This window comes from Pseudomonas sp. 8Z (assembly GCF_902506535.1).
Lineage (GTDB): Bacteria > Pseudomonadota > Gammaproteobacteria > Pseudomonadales > Pseudomonadaceae > Aquipseudomonas.
The window spans coordinates 255687-272101 of the sequence record NZ_LR733825.1 but is presented as its reverse complement, the minus strand read 5'-3'; the positions used below and the strand labels follow the sequence as shown (position 1 = coordinate 272101).

At 58.4% G+C, this 16415-nt stretch carries 13 protein-coding genes and 2 pseudogenes; 12 read left to right on the top strand and 3 right to left on the bottom strand.

What is annotated here, in order from left to right:
* Positions 1 to 12 precede the first annotated feature (12 nt).
* Positions 13 to 1119, bottom strand: a complete 1107-nt coding sequence (gbcB, locus tag AERO9A_RS05515) for a glycine-betaine demethylase subunit GbcB (protein WP_159970928.1) — start codon at positions 1117 to 1119, stop codon at positions 13 to 15.
* A 315-nt stretch (positions 1120 to 1434) separates the two neighbouring features.
* Between gbcB and gbcA the strand changes: the two genes are divergently transcribed.
* The 11 genes and pseudogenes from gbcA to AERO9A_RS05465 all read left to right on the top strand — a co-directional run bounded on the left by gbcA (position 1435) and on the right by AERO9A_RS05465 (position 13188).
* The gene (gbcA, locus tag AERO9A_RS05510) at positions 1435 to 2727 is read left to right on the top strand and encodes a glycine-betaine demethylase subunit GbcA (protein ID WP_159970927.1); all 1293 of its coding nucleotides are present in this window, start codon (positions 1435 to 1437) and stop codon (positions 2725 to 2727) included.
* 242 nt (positions 2728 to 2969) lie between these two features.
* Positions 2970 to 3758 (top strand): annotated as a pseudogene (locus AERO9A_RS22720) (HAMP domain-containing protein); the annotation flags it as partial.
* A gap of 336 nt (positions 3759 to 4094) precedes the next feature.
* Positions 4095 to 4613 (top strand): annotated as a pseudogene (locus tag AERO9A_RS22715) (methyl-accepting chemotaxis protein); the annotation flags it as partial.
* Positions 4614 to 4923: 310 nt separating this feature from the next.
* On the top strand, positions 4924 to 5937 hold the full coding sequence (locus AERO9A_RS05500; RefSeq protein WP_159970925.1) for a YafY family protein: 1014 nt from the start codon (positions 4924 to 4926) through the stop codon (positions 5935 to 5937).
* 59 nt (positions 5938 to 5996) lie between these two features.
* Entirely contained in the window at positions 5997 to 6266 is a 270-nt protein-coding gene (locus AERO9A_RS05495; RefSeq protein ID WP_159970924.1) for a hypothetical protein, read from the top strand.
* Positions 6267 to 6392: 126 nt separating this feature from the next.
* Positions 6393 to 7847: a DUF726 domain-containing protein gene (locus AERO9A_RS05490; RefSeq protein WP_159970923.1), complete on the top strand. Its 1455-nt coding sequence runs from the start codon at positions 6393 to 6395 to the stop codon at positions 7845 to 7847.
* 175 nt (positions 7848 to 8022) lie between these two features.
* Positions 8023 to 8892 carry a GTPase gene (locus AERO9A_RS05485; protein WP_159970922.1) on the top strand — a complete coding sequence of 290 codons (870 nt, stop codon included), beginning with the start codon at positions 8023 to 8025 and terminating at the stop codon, positions 8890 to 8892.
* Positions 8893 to 8903: 11 nt separating this feature from the next.
* On the top strand, positions 8904 to 9497 hold the full coding sequence (locus AERO9A_RS05480; RefSeq protein ID WP_159970921.1) for a hypothetical protein: 594 nt from the start codon (positions 8904 to 8906) through the stop codon (positions 9495 to 9497).
* A 7-nt stretch (positions 9498 to 9504) separates the two neighbouring features.
* A complete protein-coding gene (locus AERO9A_RS05475; RefSeq protein ID WP_159970920.1) occupies positions 9505 to 11268 on the top strand; it encodes a dynamin family protein in 1764 nt (587 codons plus the stop codon).
* Complete coding sequence (locus tag AERO9A_RS05470; RefSeq protein WP_159970919.1) at positions 11265 to 12899, top strand: GTPase; 1635 nt, start codon at positions 11265 to 11267, stop codon at positions 12897 to 12899. Before AERO9A_RS05475 ends, AERO9A_RS05470 begins: the two co-directional genes overlap by 4 nt.
* Positions 12892 to 13188 (top strand): YkgJ family cysteine cluster protein, encoded by a 297-nt coding sequence (locus AERO9A_RS05465; RefSeq protein ID WP_159970918.1) that lies wholly within the window; start codon positions 12892 to 12894, stop codon positions 13186 to 13188. Before AERO9A_RS05470 ends, AERO9A_RS05465 begins: the two co-directional genes overlap by 8 nt.
* A gap of 13 nt (positions 13189 to 13201) precedes the next feature.
* On the opposite strand, the gene AERO9A_RS05460 is transcribed toward AERO9A_RS05465, so the two are convergent.
* Entirely contained in the window at positions 13202 to 13855 is a 654-nt protein-coding gene (locus AERO9A_RS05460) for a HEPN domain-containing protein (RefSeq protein WP_159970917.1), read from the bottom strand.
* 380 nt (positions 13856 to 14235) lie between these two features.
* On the opposite strand from AERO9A_RS05460, the gene AERO9A_RS22430 reads away from it, so the two are divergent.
* On the top strand, positions 14236 to 14358 hold the full coding sequence (locus AERO9A_RS22430; RefSeq protein ID WP_256665869.1) for a hypothetical protein: 123 nt from the start codon (positions 14236 to 14238) through the stop codon (positions 14356 to 14358).
* Between the two features lie 164 nt (positions 14359 to 14522).
* Here the strand turns inward: AERO9A_RS22430 and typA are convergent, their stop codons facing one another.
* The gene (gene typA / locus AERO9A_RS05455; RefSeq protein ID WP_159970916.1) at positions 14523 to 16343 is read right to left on the bottom strand and encodes a translational GTPase TypA; all 1821 of its coding nucleotides are present in this window, start codon (positions 16341 to 16343) and stop codon (positions 14523 to 14525) included.
* Between the last annotated feature and the right edge of the window lie 72 nt (positions 16344 to 16415).

The following is a 16415-nucleotide window of genomic DNA, read 5'->3' as shown; positions in this document are numbered from 1 at the left end:
CACTTGGAGAGCTCAATAGTCGATCGCCACATCTCCTTTCGGCACGCTGCAGCACGACAGAATGTAGCCCTCAGCGACGTCCTCGTCGGTAATACCGCCGTTGTGCTCCATCTCCACCTCGCCGGCGGTCTTCATCACCTTGCAGGTGCCGCAGATGCCCATGCCGCAAGCTTTGGGAATGTGCAGGCCGAGCTTGGCGGCGGCGGCGTGAACGGTTTCCCCTGGCGCGACACGAATGCTCTTGCCGGTGCTGATGAACTCCACCTGATTGAGCTCGCCCACCGGCACTTCGGGAGCATCGGCGGCTTCGGCGGCCAGCTCCTTGACCTCGGCCCGAATCTCCGGCGGCGTTGGGCCGAAGGCCTCCTCGTGGTAGCGGCTCATGTCGTAGCCAGAGGCCTCAAGCAGACGCTTGACCGCACTCATGTAAGGCGTCGGGCCGCAGCAGAAGATTTCACGCTCAAGGAAGTCCGGTGCCATCAGTTCCAGCATGGGCTTGTTCAGGTAACCGCGATAGCCAGCCCAGGCCTCGCCCAGACCGTGTTTCTCGCAGATCACGTGCACGCTGAAGTTGCTGATGCGCGCGGCCATATGTTCCAGCTCACGCTGGTAGATGATGTCCTTGGGCGAACGCGCGCTGTGCACGAAGACCATGTCGACGTTGGCGTTGGTGTCATAAAACCAGCGCGCCATCGACATCACCGGAGTGATGCCGACACCGCCGGACAGATAAAGCACCTTGTCGGACGGGAAATCGATGGCGTTGAACAGCCCGACCGGGCCGTGCACCGGCACCTCGTCGCCTTCCTTGAGGTTGTCGTGCAGCCAGTTCGATACCTTGCCGCCCGGCACGCGCTTGATGGTGATGGAGAAGCTGTAAGGCACCGAGGGCGAACTGGAGATGGTGTAGGAACGCATGATCGGCTGGCCGTCGATCTCCAGTTCCAGGGTGACAAACTGCCCCGGCTTGAAGAAAAACAGCACCGGTTGATCAGCCATAAAGCAGAAGGTGCGAACATCCCAGGTTTCCTGAATCACCTTGACGCAACGCACCAGGTGACGGCCATTGGTCCAGGTCTGAGTGGTAACCGGGTTAAGGAAGGCATTGGTGGTAGTCATGAACAGCTCTCCACGCGGCCGGATATCGGCCAATATGCGGCGGATTGTGCGAAAGGCCGCCGCCGATCATTTATCTACTAGCGACATCCACATACTTATCGCGACCTGCCCTATAACACGTGGCCTAGCGCGTCGGAAACGAATCCGGCCATGTCGCCCATAGATAAGGTTTCGCCTTTGCCCGGCTCCACACTCCGCCTCATCAAGCATGCATGCCCATCGCAGGCTGCAGCGTTCGACAAACACCTTGCGGCACTTACCGTATCAGCCACTTTTACCGGCCTTCGCGACGCGCAGGCTAATGAGGAACCATCCATGGACTGCACCCAAAACCTGAGCCTGGGCGACCCGCTGGAGCCCGTCCGCAAGGCCACCGCGCAAATGCTGCACGAGCGTGACCACAGCTTCTCGCTGCCGCAGCCGTTCTACAACGACGAGCGCCTGTTCCAAGTCGACATGCAGGAGATCTTCCATAAGGAGTGGCTGATCGCCGGTATGACCAGCGAGATCCCGACCAAGGGCAACTTCCTCACCGTACAAATCGGCGACAACCCGATCATTGTCATCCGTGGCGCCGAAGGTCAGATCCATGCCTTCCACAACGTCTGCCGCCATCGCGGTTCGCGCCTGTGCGTCTCCGACAAGGGCAAGGTCGCCAAGCTGGTTTGCCCGTACCACCAGTGGACTTATGAACTGGATGGTCGCCTGCTGTTCGCCGGCACCGAAATGGGCGAAGGCTTCAAGCTCTCCGATTACAACCTCAAGCCGGTCAACTGCAAGACCGCTGGCGGCTTCATCTTCATCAGTCTGGCGGAAAACCCACCAGCCATCGACGAGTTCCTGAGCACCCTGGCTCACTACATGGAACCGTACGACATGGAGAACACCAAGGTCGCGGTGCAGAGCGTCATGCGCGAGCAGGCCAACTGGAAACTGGTGATCGAGAACAACCGCGAGTGCTACCACTGCAACGGCTCGCACCCGGAGTTGCTCAACACCCTGCTGGAATGGGATGACGTCACCGACCCGCGCGCCAGCCAGGCATTCAAGGATCAGGTCGCCGAGTGCACCACCCGCTGGGACAAGGACAACATCCCCTACGCACACGCCAGCTTCGGCCTGCGTAACCGCATCGTGCGTATGCCGCTGCTCAAGGGCACCGTGTCCATGACCATGGACGGCAAGCAAGGCAGCAAGAAGCTGATGGGCCGCATCACCGACCCGGACCTGGGCTCCATGCGTATCCTGCACCTGCCGCACTCGTGGAACCACTGCATGGGTGACCACCTGATCAACTTCACCGTATGGCCGATCAGCGCCCAGGAGTCGGTCGTCATCACCAAATGGCTGGTACACAAAGACGCGGTCGAAGGCGTCGACTACGACGTCGCTCGCCTACGCGAAGTCTGGGATGCCACCAACGACCAGGATCGTCGCCTGGGCGAGGAAAACCAGCGCGGCATCAACTCCACCGCCTACCAGCCTGGCCCGTACTCCAAAACCTACGAGTTCGGCGTGATCAACTTCCTCGACTGGTACAGCGAGCGCATGCTCAACAACCTCGACGACACCCCAGCGCAAACCCTGCGCCAGGTGGCGGGCGAGTGATGAGCCTCAGCCTGCTCCTGCTCATTGGCCTGACGCTATATGGCGTGCTGGCCTGCAGGCCCAGCGCAGGCTGAAAACAGCACCATACCCCGGCGCACAACGCCGGGGTTGTTGTCTGCGGCCCACAAAAATTTAATGCTCAGACATGGCCATTAGCCACACCAGTTGTGGCACATTAGCCGGACAACACTACCCGGCGCCGCAATGGCAGCCGGATACCCTCACGGCTGGAATCTCCACTCATGTCCTCGTTCCGCTCCATCGGCCTGCAGACCAAGATTCTGCTGGCCTTCACCCTCGTCAACCTCATCAGCATCGCGGCCTTCATTGGCTATGCCCAGTACGCCAAAGCACACGACATCCGCGAGCAGGTCGATAACCGCCTACGCGCTGCGGCCCATGCCGTACCCCGCCTGCTCGGCAACGATTACCTGGAGCGCTCACGCACTACCGACGGCCTGCGCGAAGGCGAGTACATGGCGCAACTGAGCAGCATGGGTGGATTCGTTCAAGACGTTGACCTCAAGTTCGCCTACACCCTGCTGGTCGATGCATCCGGTCGCTCGTTCTATCTGTCCGATGCAGCCAGCGCCCAGGAAATCGCCGAAGGCAGCTACGGCAATCACCTGGAAGAGTACAGCGACGCCAGCCCCGCCGTGGCACAGGCCGCCCGCACCGGCCAAGCCCAGTTCGACGAATACACCGACAGCTACGGCAACTTCCGCTCGATTTTCCTGCCCATGCGTACCGCCAGCGGCCAACCCTACGTCGTCGGCGTCGACGTCACCCTCAGCAGCCTCGACCAAGCCATCCACGACAGCCTGTACAGCCTGCTGCTGATCGGCGCGGTGACACTGGTTATCGGCCTGCTGCTGTCCTGGCTGGCCACACAGATGCTCGTACGCGCCATTCGCCAGCTCACCGGCCAGCTCAACCAGATCGCGCAAAACCGTGACCTCTCACGCCCGCTGGCGGTAACCAGCAACGACGAACTGGGGCAAATGGGCACGCGCCTGTCCAGCCTGCTGCAGGACCTGCGGCAGACACTTTCCGGCGCATTGGGCATGGCCGACAGCAACCAACAACTGGCGGAGAAATTCCTGCGCCGCGCCGATGACATCACCCAGCAACTGCAACAGGCCGCACAGCAATTGGCCGACGTCGACCAGCACGGCCACTCCATCCAACATGCCGCTGGTGAATCGTCCAACCACGCCGGCGCCGTGCGCAGCAACCTGGAACGCACCAGCAGCGAACTCAGCCGCGCCCACCAGGAGCTGCAACACCTGATCACCGACGTGCACAGCAGCACCCACTCCAACATCGAGCTGGCAGGTGACCTCGACCGCCTCAGCCAAGAAGCGCAGCAGATCGGCCAAGTGCTGCAAATGATTGCCGGCATCTCCGAACAGACCAACCTACTGGCCCTCAACGCCGCCATCGAAGCCGCTCGCGCCGGTGAAGCCGGTCGCGGCTTCGCCGTAGTAGCCGACGAAGTGCGCAAGCTGGCCAGCCAGACCCAGAGCGTACTGACCGACGCCCACACAGTAATCGACCAGGTTACCGGCGCCATCCGCCAAATCGCCCAGCGCATGGGCAGCACCGCCGAACACTCACGCGTCCTGGCTGGCAACGCCGACGAAGCCCTGGACGCGCTCGACGCCCTAGTACGACAGATGGACGAAGTGCACCTCAACGTCGAGCAGACCCTGGCCAGCAGCGCGCATATCCAGCACGCCGTAGCCGACATGTCCGGTCGCCTTGGACAAATGCGCAACGCCTTCGAACACACCCGCCTGGATGTCGACGCAATCAACGACTCCGCCGCCGAACTCGGCGACACCGCACGCGCACTGAGAAGCGGGCTGGGTGTGTTCCGTACCTGATCGACCTGCTCTTGTGGGAGCGGCTTCAGCCGCGATTTTTCACACCGCCCGCTCCCACAGAGCACCAGCCGCCACTTATTGCGACGGCCGTGCATCATGATCCTCTCTCCCGCCTGGCGCTCGAAAGACCAAGAAAGAGCACGCTATCAACACGCGACACAAATTGTCGCCCAGCAGTTGCAGACTCACGGAACACACATAGCTGATCCATGCACAAGCAACTAGCACATCGCCACTATTAGCGATTAAACTGCCGACAGCATGACGCCGGTTCCCCGGCGAAAGGATCAATTAAACAAGGTTGTTGGTCATGCCCGAAGCAAAAGACACGCTGCTGCGGCTGTTCAGCCTGCTGCGCCTGATACCTGAACACCCCCGCTACAGCACCGCCCCGACGCTGCACGAGAAACTCCGTGATCGCGGCTTCTCCGTCGACCTGCGCACCGTGCAGCGCGACCTGCAACGACTCTCTGGGCCGTTCTCGCTAATCGACGAAGAAGAAGGCGGGCGCAAGCAATGGAGCCACGCCAAGAACGCCCCGCTGGATCTACGCGACATGGAGCCAGCCACCGCCCTGGCGCTCTACCTCGCCGAAGGCCACCTGAAAAACCTGCTGCCACAAAGCGTGCTCGACCTGCTCGGGCCGCAATTCAACAAAGCGCGTAACTACCTGGGCGAACTAGAGCAAAACCATCTCGGCCATTGGGCGCGTAGCGTGCGGGCACTGCCCAACGGCAAGGCACTGCTACCGGCTGACATCGACAAGAGCGTCTGGCAACAAACCTCCGCCGCCCTGCTGGAACGCAAACAACTGCGCATCCACTACCTAAGCCGCAGCAAGGGCGAAGCGAAACAGTTGCTGCTCCACCCGGCCGGGCTGATCTCGCGCCACTCCATCAGCTACCTGATCGCCAGCGTCGACGGCTACGACGACCTACGCCAATTCGCCCTGCACCGCATCCAGCAGGCCGAATACCTGAACACCCCGAGCCGCGCGCGCCCTGACTTCGAGGTTGATGCCTACATCCGCCAACAACTCAACAGTGAAGCCCCCATCCAGCAAGTGCAGTTGGTTGCGGATGTTTCTCCACAAATCGCCTGGCTACTTAACGAAACCCCACTGAGCCCGGAACAAAGCCTGGAGGCATTACCCGACAGCGACTGGCAACGCCTGCAGGCTGTGGTTCCAGATGATCAGGAGACGCTGTGGTGGGTGTTTGGGCTGGGGGAGAACGTGCGGGTGTGGGAGCCGCAGGAGTGGGTCGATGCGATCAAGGCAAGAACGGCCCTCACTACCACGCTTTATCAGCAGCACCTCATCTGACCGGAAACAGCCTCATTCAAGCCACACACAGTTTCACCAAGGACAGCAAACGCTAAACCATGGGAATTATCGTCGGCATCATTGTTTTTCTGATCGTACTAGGGCTGGTCTCAAGCGTTATCGAGCGCGGCGCCAGATCACGGTTACTCCGCCCCTATATCGGCCTATTAATGATCTCTGGCCTGATCGCCTGCCTTGGACTTGCCCTGGGAGTTATATCTGGTGACCTTGAGAACATTGCTCTGAGCATCGCCAAGATCATTGCCGTGTTGACCTGCGTAGCTCTGTGCCTGCAGTTAATCATCGTTATCGGCAAACGCTGGCTTTGAAGAGGGCAGCGAGCTACTCATGAGTAACCGGCTCAACTTTCATATCCTGCCAGGCCCTCGTGACGACCTGACCGAGACGAACATTGTCGCCTCAATGGATCGCGCAACTGCACGGAGCTCTCGCGCTTGAAACCTCAACACTTCAGTTTCACCACTCAATCCGTCAATGGCACTACCACGACCGCTAATGTCTTCATTCACGGCTATTCCGCAGGCCACAATTTCAGCGACCGCGCACTCCTTATCAGCCAGATCCCACAGGCCCTGAACACAGACATCAACCTCCTGGCTTTTTGGGAGTCCAGCCACTTCGGTTCATTCGGCAAGCTGTCGCGCAATGTCATCTACGGCGCTTCACGCTTGCACCCAGCCGCAACGGTTGCGGCGTTCGCCGGGGATCGGGCCGTGCATTTCGCGATGGCGCGCAAGCGCGCAAACGTCGCTGGTGAAGCCCTTCTCGAAGAGTTAGGTGAATACCTGCTAGAACACTACCCCTACGTCACCCATGTAAACCTTGTCGGTCACTCTCTGGGGGGGCGAGTGGTAATCAGCGCGCTACGCAAACTGGTTCAGAACCACGATGCGTGTGATCTCATCATCAATGACGTGCTGTTGATGGCTGCGGCGGTGGAAGTGTCAGCTCACGAAGCGCAGGCATTGAACGACACAGCAGAACGTGTGATTAACGCTTACTCAAAGTCAGACGCCGTGTTACTGCTCAATGCCGATGAAAAGTGCATGGGGCGGCATGAAGTGGCACCTTTCGATAACGTCGAAATGATCAAGTTCGGCCACCTGGATTACTGGCCGAAACTGCATGATGTGCTCGTGCGTACGCAATTTGCTGGCTTTAACGGCCAACAACTCGGCCAGCCCCAACAACAAGACTCCACGAGCTACGACGTCTTACTGCATGGCCTACTCCAAAGAGCCCCCAAAGATGTACTAGCCCAAGGCATCAAACATCTCAAAACCAGTAGTTGGACGAAAATCGACGAGAAACAGCCGCTGCACTCGTTCATCCAAGAAATACAGCATCTGGGTGGCAACTGCATGGTCAACTTCGTGCGAGGCCGGGGCATAACCTACGCCATGTTGCTGGACATGCTGGTCGAGCACTTCGGCCTGTGTAATGAGCGACAAAAGTGCGGTGCCGTCGTAGAGCTAGAGGCATTACTGATTAGACAAGTGTTCGACAACGCATTCCCGGAAGGCCACGCCTTTAGCTTCTCGCCCATTAACGCAGTCAAGGCCATGCCTTCAAACACCTATTTCAGCCACGTAGACGCACTGGCCGAGCGCTTGACACTGGCCTCATACGTCAAGGCTCCGCTCCCCTCAACAGAGGTAGAAACCTCAAAAACAATGGCCGCCAGCGGTGAGATGTTCAATGTCACACAACTGGCAAGCTGGAACATGCTGCCGACATTACCTGGCCTGTTGGGCAAGCGCATCAACGGCCGCTGGATGACCAACTTTAAGACGGCATTGAAACCTGGCTACTCGGCCTTGATACCAACAGTGGCAGTGGTCTTTTTTGCGCGAGTGCATTGGGGTAACGAGCGAGGCTTCAAGCAATGATGCTTGCATTGGCACAGCGATGCTTGCACCGGAGATAGATACCTCGAGTGCCGCCCCCTAAATAAGGCCCTACGAGAAGTCAAACAGCACTTTGTAATAACCATATGCAACAGCCGAAACCTTGCAGTGGGCAGATGCACTGCAACAACAGTCATGCGACAGGAGACGCTGATTAATGGATCAAACCACGCAACTTAATGCACTGGAGGCAGAGTGCGAACTGTTTGCCAGTCAGTGCAAAGACGCCTCCCCCGTCAAGCCCCGTATTGCCGCCTGGGGCCTAGTCAAGGCAGGAAAAAGCTCTCTACTGAACATGCTGAGCGGCCACGCCAGTGAAGAGCATTTCCTCACTGGCGATGTACGCATCACTCGCATGAACCAAACGCTGGAGCTGGATGACTACGTGCTAGTGGATACTCCTGGCCTCGGCTACGACAAGGACGATACCCAACAGGCAGAACAAGGCCTCGATACCGCCGATGTCGTGCTGTTCGTCCATGCACCACCCGGTGAACTGGATCAAGAAGAAGTCTCCCTGCTCGACCAGTTGCGTAATGCTTATGGCCAGGACGTCGGCGAGCGTGTGGTACTGGTCATCAGCCAGCTAGACAAACTACAAGACGCCGATCTAGCGACCGTGCAGGGCACAATAGAACGGCAGGCGCTCATTCATTTGGGCACAGCCCCCGAGTGCTTCGTCATTTCCAACACCCGCTTCAAAAGCGGCGTCGAAAAAAACAAGCAAGGGCTCTGCGAGAAGAGCGGTATTCCGCAGTTGGCGCTGCATCTGAAAGCACTTTCAAACAATCTTACCCACTCGCTGGTGAACGCGCGAAAACAGCGCCAGGCAAGACGCACCCAGGCGCTCTGCGAGCGTATCGACGCAGCGATAGCACAAGAGATCAAGTTGATAGCGCAGATTACCGAACCGTATGTGGTCAAGGCCGAAGCCTTCATCGAGCAACTCGATGGTGCTCGCCGAACCTTCAAGACCCATACAACCGACATGCAAAACGCCCGCACTAAACTCGATAGCCTCAAGTAAGGAGACTTGCCATGCCTCTACCCTGGTTGATCGGCGCTGCGGCAGTCGCCGCCGTCACCGCCATTGCCAAAGCAGTCAGTGATGACAGCCCTTCGTCTTCGAGCAGCACCACGCGCGACGACAACAGCCAACGACTCCAGCAAGAGCAGGAAGCCAAAGTTCAGCGCGAACAAGAAAAACTCAAGACACGTATCAAGTCATTTGAGCAAGAGCGGCGCGAGCAACTCAAAGCAAACCTCAGGGGTGCGGCCTCGACACTGGCCGCTCCGCCGGACAAACACAACCCCGCCTCAGAAGATATAAGCAAGATGACCCAGTTGACGCTTGCAGGGGTCACAGGCGATCAACTCGAACAACTCATGCGCAGTACAGCGTCGTCAAAATCAAACTATGGCAAGACAATCAAAGCCATTCTCCAAGCCTCTACAACCCTGGAAGGCTCACAAATCGTGAAACTCATGCAAGGCGTGAACTTGCTGGAGTCCATCACCGCACCTGCCGAGGCATCTGCCAGTGACCTGGCAGCACTCGCCCAGATGCAGGCAGCCCAGGAGCGCATCGAGCGCCTGCAGCAATTGAAGCGTCAACTTCTCCTTCAAGGGTAATCGATCAATGAGCACTGTTACTCGCGATGAGTTGATGCAGGTCTTCGAACAGTTACAAGACCAGTTTTCCAGCAAAAAACACGACCTCGCTCAGGCCCAGCAGCGTTTCGACACACTGCGTTCGGGCTTTGTACAAAGGGTGAGCAAGCAGGCCGAAAGCATGGCCAGCACAATCAGCGCCAAGAACCCGCTCAAAGACGGTGCCACACAAATGGCATCGCGCCTGGGAAATTACTTCCGCGTCTGGGAAGAACGCGCCGATGCGCGTGCGAAGGGTGCCGCGTTTCGTGAAAACTTCAACGATTCCCTGCTGGTGTTCGTATACGGCAAGGTCAAATCTGGCAAAAGCTCACTAGGCAACTACGTCGCATGGGGGCACAGCGAGCCCTCCTCCCAACTGAAAGACCAGGCACAACTGAAACCTGCTTACTTCTCCCATGCTCGCACCGATGTCGCCAGCGGCGACAAGGAAGGTGAGGCATACAACTCCAGGCAATTCAGGGTCGGGGCCACTGAGGCCACCAGTTCGATCCAAGGTTTCAAACTGCCCGGTTTCACTTGGGTCGACTCGCCTGGGTTGCATTCGACCAATGCGGCCAATGGCGATTTGGCACGCCAGTATGTCGACCAGGCCGACCTCATTCTCTACACCATGAACTCGCAAGCCCCAGGCCGCCAATCCGACATGAGCGAGGTCGGCAGCCTACTGGATGGCAAGCGCTCGCTGATGATCCTGCTGACCGGTAGCGATATCACTGAAGAAGACGAGGACGACGATGGGCAACTCGTCACCGAAGTATTAATGAAGCCCAAGGCAACGCAGCAACGGCAAATCCAGGAAGTCACCAACAACCTGGTGGCAATGCAACGGGATGCTGCCGAACACGTCCGCATTCTGCCGATCTCGACGCGCTTCGCCGAACGTCATCCCTCGCACTTGCAGGACAGTGGCGTAGGTACCTTGTTCCAAACCCTCAAGACACTTTCGCAAGGCGAAGGCCTCAATCTCAAGTTGACCACGCCACTAAACAACCTGCGCAAGGCTGTAGGGGAAACCTGCGACGACCTGACCCTTATCAAGGAACTGACCGAGACGTTCGAGCAGCAGATCCAAACACAGAACCAGGCAGTCGAACGCGAGCTTCGCAAGCTAGCCCAGAAGGGCGTTACCGAGATGCGCAGCTTCGTAAACCAACTGTTCAATAACCCCAGCCCAGCCGATCTACAGCCACAGCTACGCGAGCAACTCACCAAATTGCTTAGCCAACTGACTGGCGAGGCCATCAAGAGCATTGGTGAAAGCCAGCAAAATGCGTTGCAACGCGCCTTCGACACGAGCCGCCTCGGCGCTATTCCCGAATACCAGGAAGTCACGGTCGAGAAGGAATACATCAGCGGCACGCGCAGCAGCACCAAAACTGCCTGGGGCACCGGCGGGGCGTTGTTAGGTGGAGCCATCGGCTTTCTCATCGGTGGCCCCGCCGGGGCCGCAGCCGGGGCGTCGCTGGGCGGGGCCGCAAGCATGATCGGTCGCAGCGCAGAGGCGGTTTTCGCTAAACACAGCGTGGTCATTGGCGACAACCAAGAAGAACAACGTCAGGCAGCCATTGAGCACTACGCCAATGCCTTTCCAGCCTACCTGAACGAGCAAGTGCAGGGCATCTACGCCCCCCTGCAAGACTCCATGCTCGAATACTGCCAAGTCCTGAACATCGAAATGGAGCGCCTGCGTCAGGCACTCAATACCCTTGAAACGAGCACCGCACAATGAACCAACCTGGCCCAATGACAAAACTGCTGGCTCTCTACGACGAGGTAGATGGCCTGTGTGAAACCTACAACCCGAATGCTGTCGCCAGCATTCGCGAACTGAGCAGGGCCAAGAAGGCCCAAGTCGGCGCAAGCATCATGGTGTACGGCGTCTACAACGCAGGTAAAAGCACGCTGATCAACGCCCTACTCGGCCAAGAGATGGCTGCCGTGGCAGACGTGCCGGAGACCGCGCGCGTGCAGGGCTACCGCTGGGGTGACTTCGAAGTGCTCGACACGCCGGGTATAGACGCCCCCCTTGAGCATGAGGCCATCACACGTGAGCAGCTAATCCAGTCCGATGTGGTGGTTTTCGTGGTCAATCCACTGGGCGTGGTAGAGGAGGAAAAAACCCTCGATGTGCTGCTGGAGCTGGTACTTGCCGGCAAAATGATCTTTCTGGTGCTCAACTGCAAAAACCGCTTCGACCCCATCGACCTTGCACGCATCAAAGACGAGCTGCGCGAACGTATTCAGCAAAAAGCGGGCAACCAGCAAGTGCTTGCGCATATCCCGATTGTCGAGGTCAACGCCCGCTCCGCACTGAAGGCAAAGCTTGAGAACAAGCAGAACCTGCTTAACAGCTCGGGCTTCCCGAAATTTGAAAGCGATCTGGCGGGCTTCTTCGCGTCGGTGGAGCAAAAGGAAATCGTCGCGCGGGTCGCCACCGAATTACGCAAGTTTCTCGATGCAACAGTTGCCGAGCTGGATAAACAGCAGGATCAAAGCTCGCTCAAGCGCCTGGATCGCTTTTACAGCGAGATCGCCCGCCGCGAAATCGATATTCGCCAGGGCTTGAAATCGCTGATCGACGCCAAGGCCGCCTACATTGGTAAAAGTACTATCACCGCCTTGAACCAGAACATCGAAGTTGCTCAAGATAGGGTCGAGCAGTTGATTGATCAAGCCAACCAGCAGATCTGTAGTGAACTTGAAGACGCACTCACACGCCTTGCTCTAGATGCCGCCGAGATGCTCGACGATGTCATTCGGGAGGTCCAAGTACAACGTCAGGCCTACAGTGCTAATGCCGCACCAGATCTGAATGCGCCGGAAGCTAAAGCGGGGCAGTTGCCCGAGTCGCAGGGTATCGACCTCACGCTGCTTGAGTCAGGTGTCCGTCAGGCAAGCGGCATGCTCAAGGCCGAACACGTCGTCAGCGTACTGAAGCTTGGTAAAGAATGGCTGCCAACACTGTTCAAAGGTGTTGGCCCAGTCACCATGGGCAAGGTTGCCGAGCAGATTGTCGGCAAGGTCATCCCGGTGCTCAGTATTGCCTTTCAAGTGGGCAGTGCATTGTATTCAGCGTTCGCTGGCGACCCTGAGCAACAGCGCCTGAACGAACAAATTAAGCAGGAAGCCCAGGAGCGCGAACGCCGCGACCAAGCTATTCGCGCGTTCGCCGATGAGACCGCCTGGGAATTCTCGCAGTCGCTGAATGCCATGGTCGATACACACCTAAAGACCAGCTTCGCTGAGATCAAGGACAAACTGCAGAGCCTGCGCGGCAGCCTTGACCAAGATCAGCGCCACCTCAGCGAGGATCGTGAGAGATTGGTTCAGTGCCAGGCAGCCATGGGCGAATATGCCTGAAACCCGCCAGGCCTTTAGCTGCAACCGCTGCATGGAATGCTGTCGGCGTGTGCATCTGCTTCCTGAAACCGCCGCGATGGATCGCGGCGATGGCGTGTGTCGGCACCTAGACGAAGACAACCCTGGGTGCCGCATCTATGACGAACGGCCGGACGCTTGCCGGGTCGATAAACAGTACGAACTGCGTTATCACCAAACAATGACCTGGGACGCGTTCATCCAAGCGAATCAAGACGGATGCCGACAACTGCAAATCATTGCCAGCGATGCACTAGCCAAACAAGTCTAACGACTAGGCTCAGTCACCTCCCCTCCACCACCGGATAACAAGCATCCCCCCACAAGGTATCCGCACTATCCATCATCAACTCGATGATCAGCGGCACGAGCTTGCTCAGCAGGCTCGTGCAGTCGCGTAGCTGGTTGCGGTTTACCGAGCCGTTCCAGGTGGCGCCGCCATGGATAAGCTGGTTGCGCAAGGTGTACAGGCGGTTGAACAACACGCCGAGCAATGCCGGTGTGTTGCCACTGGCCAGCGCCTGCTGGGCCGCGCGTTTGCCACTGGCGAAGCGGTTCTTCCAGGTAACTTCGTCGATCTTGCCGCTTTGGTGCTCCCAGAAGCTCTGGAACACGTAGGGGTTATCCAGCAGTACGCGGATGCTGCCGGAGAACTCCTGCCAGACCAGATCGTCGATGCGCTTGGCCTTGTCCAGCGTGCAGAGCTTCTGCAAGAAGGCCTTGAAGGTTTCCTGCTCGGAGAGTCGTTGCTGGTCGTCGATTTCGGTGGCGTAGGCCGCGTTGAAGGCGATCCACAGGAAGATAAAGCGGCCATCAAGGTCGTCAGCCTGTTCGGCCCTATCGAGCCAGCTCAGGGCGCGATGGATGCGCAGACGCAGGTTAGAGTGTTGAGCGTCACGCTCCTGCCGATGGCGCTGCTTGAGTTCCTGATACGACATACCGCCTCCTTTGAATGATAGCCAAACGATATCAAAGGAAGCTGATGGACTTGCACTGATTTAATCAGGCAAACACCACGACACCATTTGTCGCGCACCTGCCGCAGAGTACTCCCACATCGAGTAAGGGAGATCTCGTTAATGCCAATACCACCCCAGCCGCGCACCTTTCTTTGTAATGTTTGCGATTGGCACGGCACCACGATTCCGCTGAGCGATTGCCTGGTGATGGGAGTCGACTGGTATAGCCATTGCCCCAAATGCAGCAACGAAACGCTGGAATGCCGTGCGGCCACTCGCACCGAGATCATGAGGACTCGCCTCAATGATTTTCTGCAGCGCCGCCACGATTAGCCGCCTCGACAGACAGGAGTAACAGCATGCTGAAAAATATCCTCGCCACCATTGGCCTGGCCGTCGTCGCCAAAGCGGCCTATGAGCATTACTGCGAGTATCGCGAACTGAAGCGCGCAAAGGAGGAACGCGAGGACGGGGCGACATAATCCATAGGCCGGCTGCAAAGGCTTCGCGAGCAGAGCTCGCTCCTACAAGTGACACCGGTGTACACGACCCATCGAAGGTACCCAAATAGTAAAAAACCCCGCCAGATCGCTCTGGCGGGGCTTTTTTTCACTTGCAGCTTAAAGCCTGAGGCTTACCGCCGCTCTTAGACCTTGGCGCGTTCGAAGCGCTTGCGGTCGTTCTCGTTCAGGTACTTCTTACGCAGGCGGATCGACTTCGGCGTCACTTCCACCAGCTCGTCGTCGGCGATGAATTCCAGCGCCTGCTCGAGGGTGAACTTGATCGGCGGAACCAGGGCGATGACTTCGTCTTTGCCCGAGGCACGCATGTTGTCGAGTTTCTTGCCCTTGGTGGGGTTGATCACCAGGTCGTTGTCACGGCTGTTGATGCCGGCTAGCTGACCTTCGTAGATGTCCTGGCCCGGCTCGAGGAACAGCTTGCCGCGCGCCTGCAGGGTTTCCAGCGAGTAGGTCAGCGCGGTGCCGGTGGCCATGGAGACCAGTACGCCGTTCTGACGGTTGGACACTTCACCAGCCTTGATCGCGCCGTAGTGGCTGAAGGTCGAGGTCAGGATGCCGCTGCCCGAGGTCAGAGTCAGGAAGTTGTTACGGAAGCCGATCAGGCCGCGCGCCGGGATGGTGTATTCCAGGCGGATACGGCCCTTGCCATCGGGAACCATGTTGGTCAGATCGCCTTTACGCAGGCCCATCTGCTCCATCACCGAACCCTGATGCTGTTCTTCGATGTCGATGGTGACGTTCTCGTACGGCTCCTGCTTCTCGCCGGCTTCGTTCTCGATGATCACCACTTCCGGGCGGCCTACGGCCAGCTCGAAGCCTTCGCGACGCATGGTTTCGATCAGTACCGACAGGTGCAGCTCACCACGACCGGAAACCTTGAACTTCTCCGGGGTCTCGCCCGGCTCGACGCGCAAGGCGACGTTGTGCAGCAGTTCTTTTTCCAGACGGTCCTTGATGTTGCGGCTGGTGACGAACTTGCCTTCTTTACCGGCGAACGGCGAGTCGTTGACCTGGAAGGTCATGCTCACGGTCGGCTGGTCGACGGTCAAAGGCGGCAGGGCCTCGACGTTGTTCTGGTCGCACAGGGTGTCGGAGATGTACAGCTCGTCCATACCCGATACGCAGACGATGTCACCGGCTTGGGCTTCTTGTACTTCGACGCGCTGCAGACCGGAGTGACCCATGATCTTCAGGATACGGCCGTTGCGCTTCTTGCCGTCGGCGCCAATGGCGGTGACCGGGCTGTTGGCCTTGATGGTGCCACGGGCGATACGGCCGATGCCGATTACGCCGAGGAAGCTGTTGTAGTCCAACTGGGAAATTTGCATCTGGAACGGGCCAGAAGCGTCAACAACCGGTGCCGGTACGTGGTCGACGATGGCCTGGAACAGGGCGTCCATGTTGTCGTCCATCTTCTCGTGATCCATGCCGGCGATGCCGTTCAGGGCCGAGGCGTAGACGATCGGGAAGTCCAGTTGCTCGTCGGTGGCGCCGAGGTTGTCGAACAGGTCGAAGATCTGGTCGATGACCCAGTCAGGACGCGCGCCCGGACGGTCGATCTTGTTGACCACGACGATCGGACGCAGGCCGGCCTTGAACGCCTTCTGGGTCACGAAGCGGGTTTGCGGCATCGGGCCGTCCTGGGCGTCGACTACCAGCAGCACGGAGTCGACCATGCTCATCACGCGCTCCACTTCACCGCCGAAGTCGGCGTGTCCGGGGGTGTCGACGATGTTGATGTTGTAGTCGCCCCATTTCAGCGCAGTGTTCTTGGCCAAAATGGTAATGCCGCGCTCTTTCTCCTGGTCGTTGGAGTCCATGACGCGCTCGTTTTCCGCTTCTTTACGGTCGAGGGTGCCGGACAGACGCAGCAGTTTGTCGACGAGGGTGGTTTTGCCATGGTCGACGTGGGCGATGATGGCGATGTTGCGCAGTTTTTCGATCACAGTTGTGGTCTCGTAGAGTGGGCCGGGCCGCGAGGCCCAACGCGAAAAATCAGGATTGGAAGTTACAGGCAG

Bases quoted from the DNA above. Each gene is read 5' to 3' on its own strand.
- gbcB (WP_159970928.1), bottom strand. From the start codon at position 1,119: ATGACTACCACCAATGCCTTCCTTAACCCGGTTACCACTCAGACCTGG.
- gbcA (WP_159970927.1), top strand. From the start codon at position 1,435: ATGGACTGCACCCAAAACCTGAGCCTGGGCGACCCGCTGGAGCCCGTC.
- AERO9A_RS05500 (WP_159970925.1), top strand. From the start codon at position 4,924: ATGCCCGAAGCAAAAGACACGCTGCTGCGGCTGTTCAGCCTGCTGCGC.
- AERO9A_RS05495 (WP_159970924.1), top strand. From the start codon at position 5,997: ATGGGAATTATCGTCGGCATCATTGTTTTTCTGATCGTACTAGGGCTG.
- AERO9A_RS05485 (WP_159970922.1), top strand. From the start codon at position 8,023: ATGGATCAAACCACGCAACTTAATGCACTGGAGGCAGAGTGCGAACTG.
- AERO9A_RS05480 (WP_159970921.1), top strand. From the start codon at position 8,904: ATGCCTCTACCCTGGTTGATCGGCGCTGCGGCAGTCGCCGCCGTCACC.
- AERO9A_RS05475 (WP_159970920.1), top strand. From the start codon at position 9,505: ATGAGCACTGTTACTCGCGATGAGTTGATGCAGGTCTTCGAACAGTTA.
- AERO9A_RS05470 (WP_159970919.1), top strand. From the start codon at position 11,265: ATGAACCAACCTGGCCCAATGACAAAACTGCTGGCTCTCTACGACGAG.
- AERO9A_RS05465 (WP_159970918.1), top strand. From the start codon at position 12,892: ATGCCTGAAACCCGCCAGGCCTTTAGCTGCAACCGCTGCATGGAATGC.
- AERO9A_RS05460 (WP_159970917.1), bottom strand. From the start codon at position 13,855: ATGTCGTATCAGGAACTCAAGCAGCGCCATCGGCAGGAGCGTGACGCT.
- AERO9A_RS22430 (WP_256665869.1), top strand. From the start codon at position 14,236: ATGCTGAAAAATATCCTCGCCACCATTGGCCTGGCCGTCGTCGCCAAA.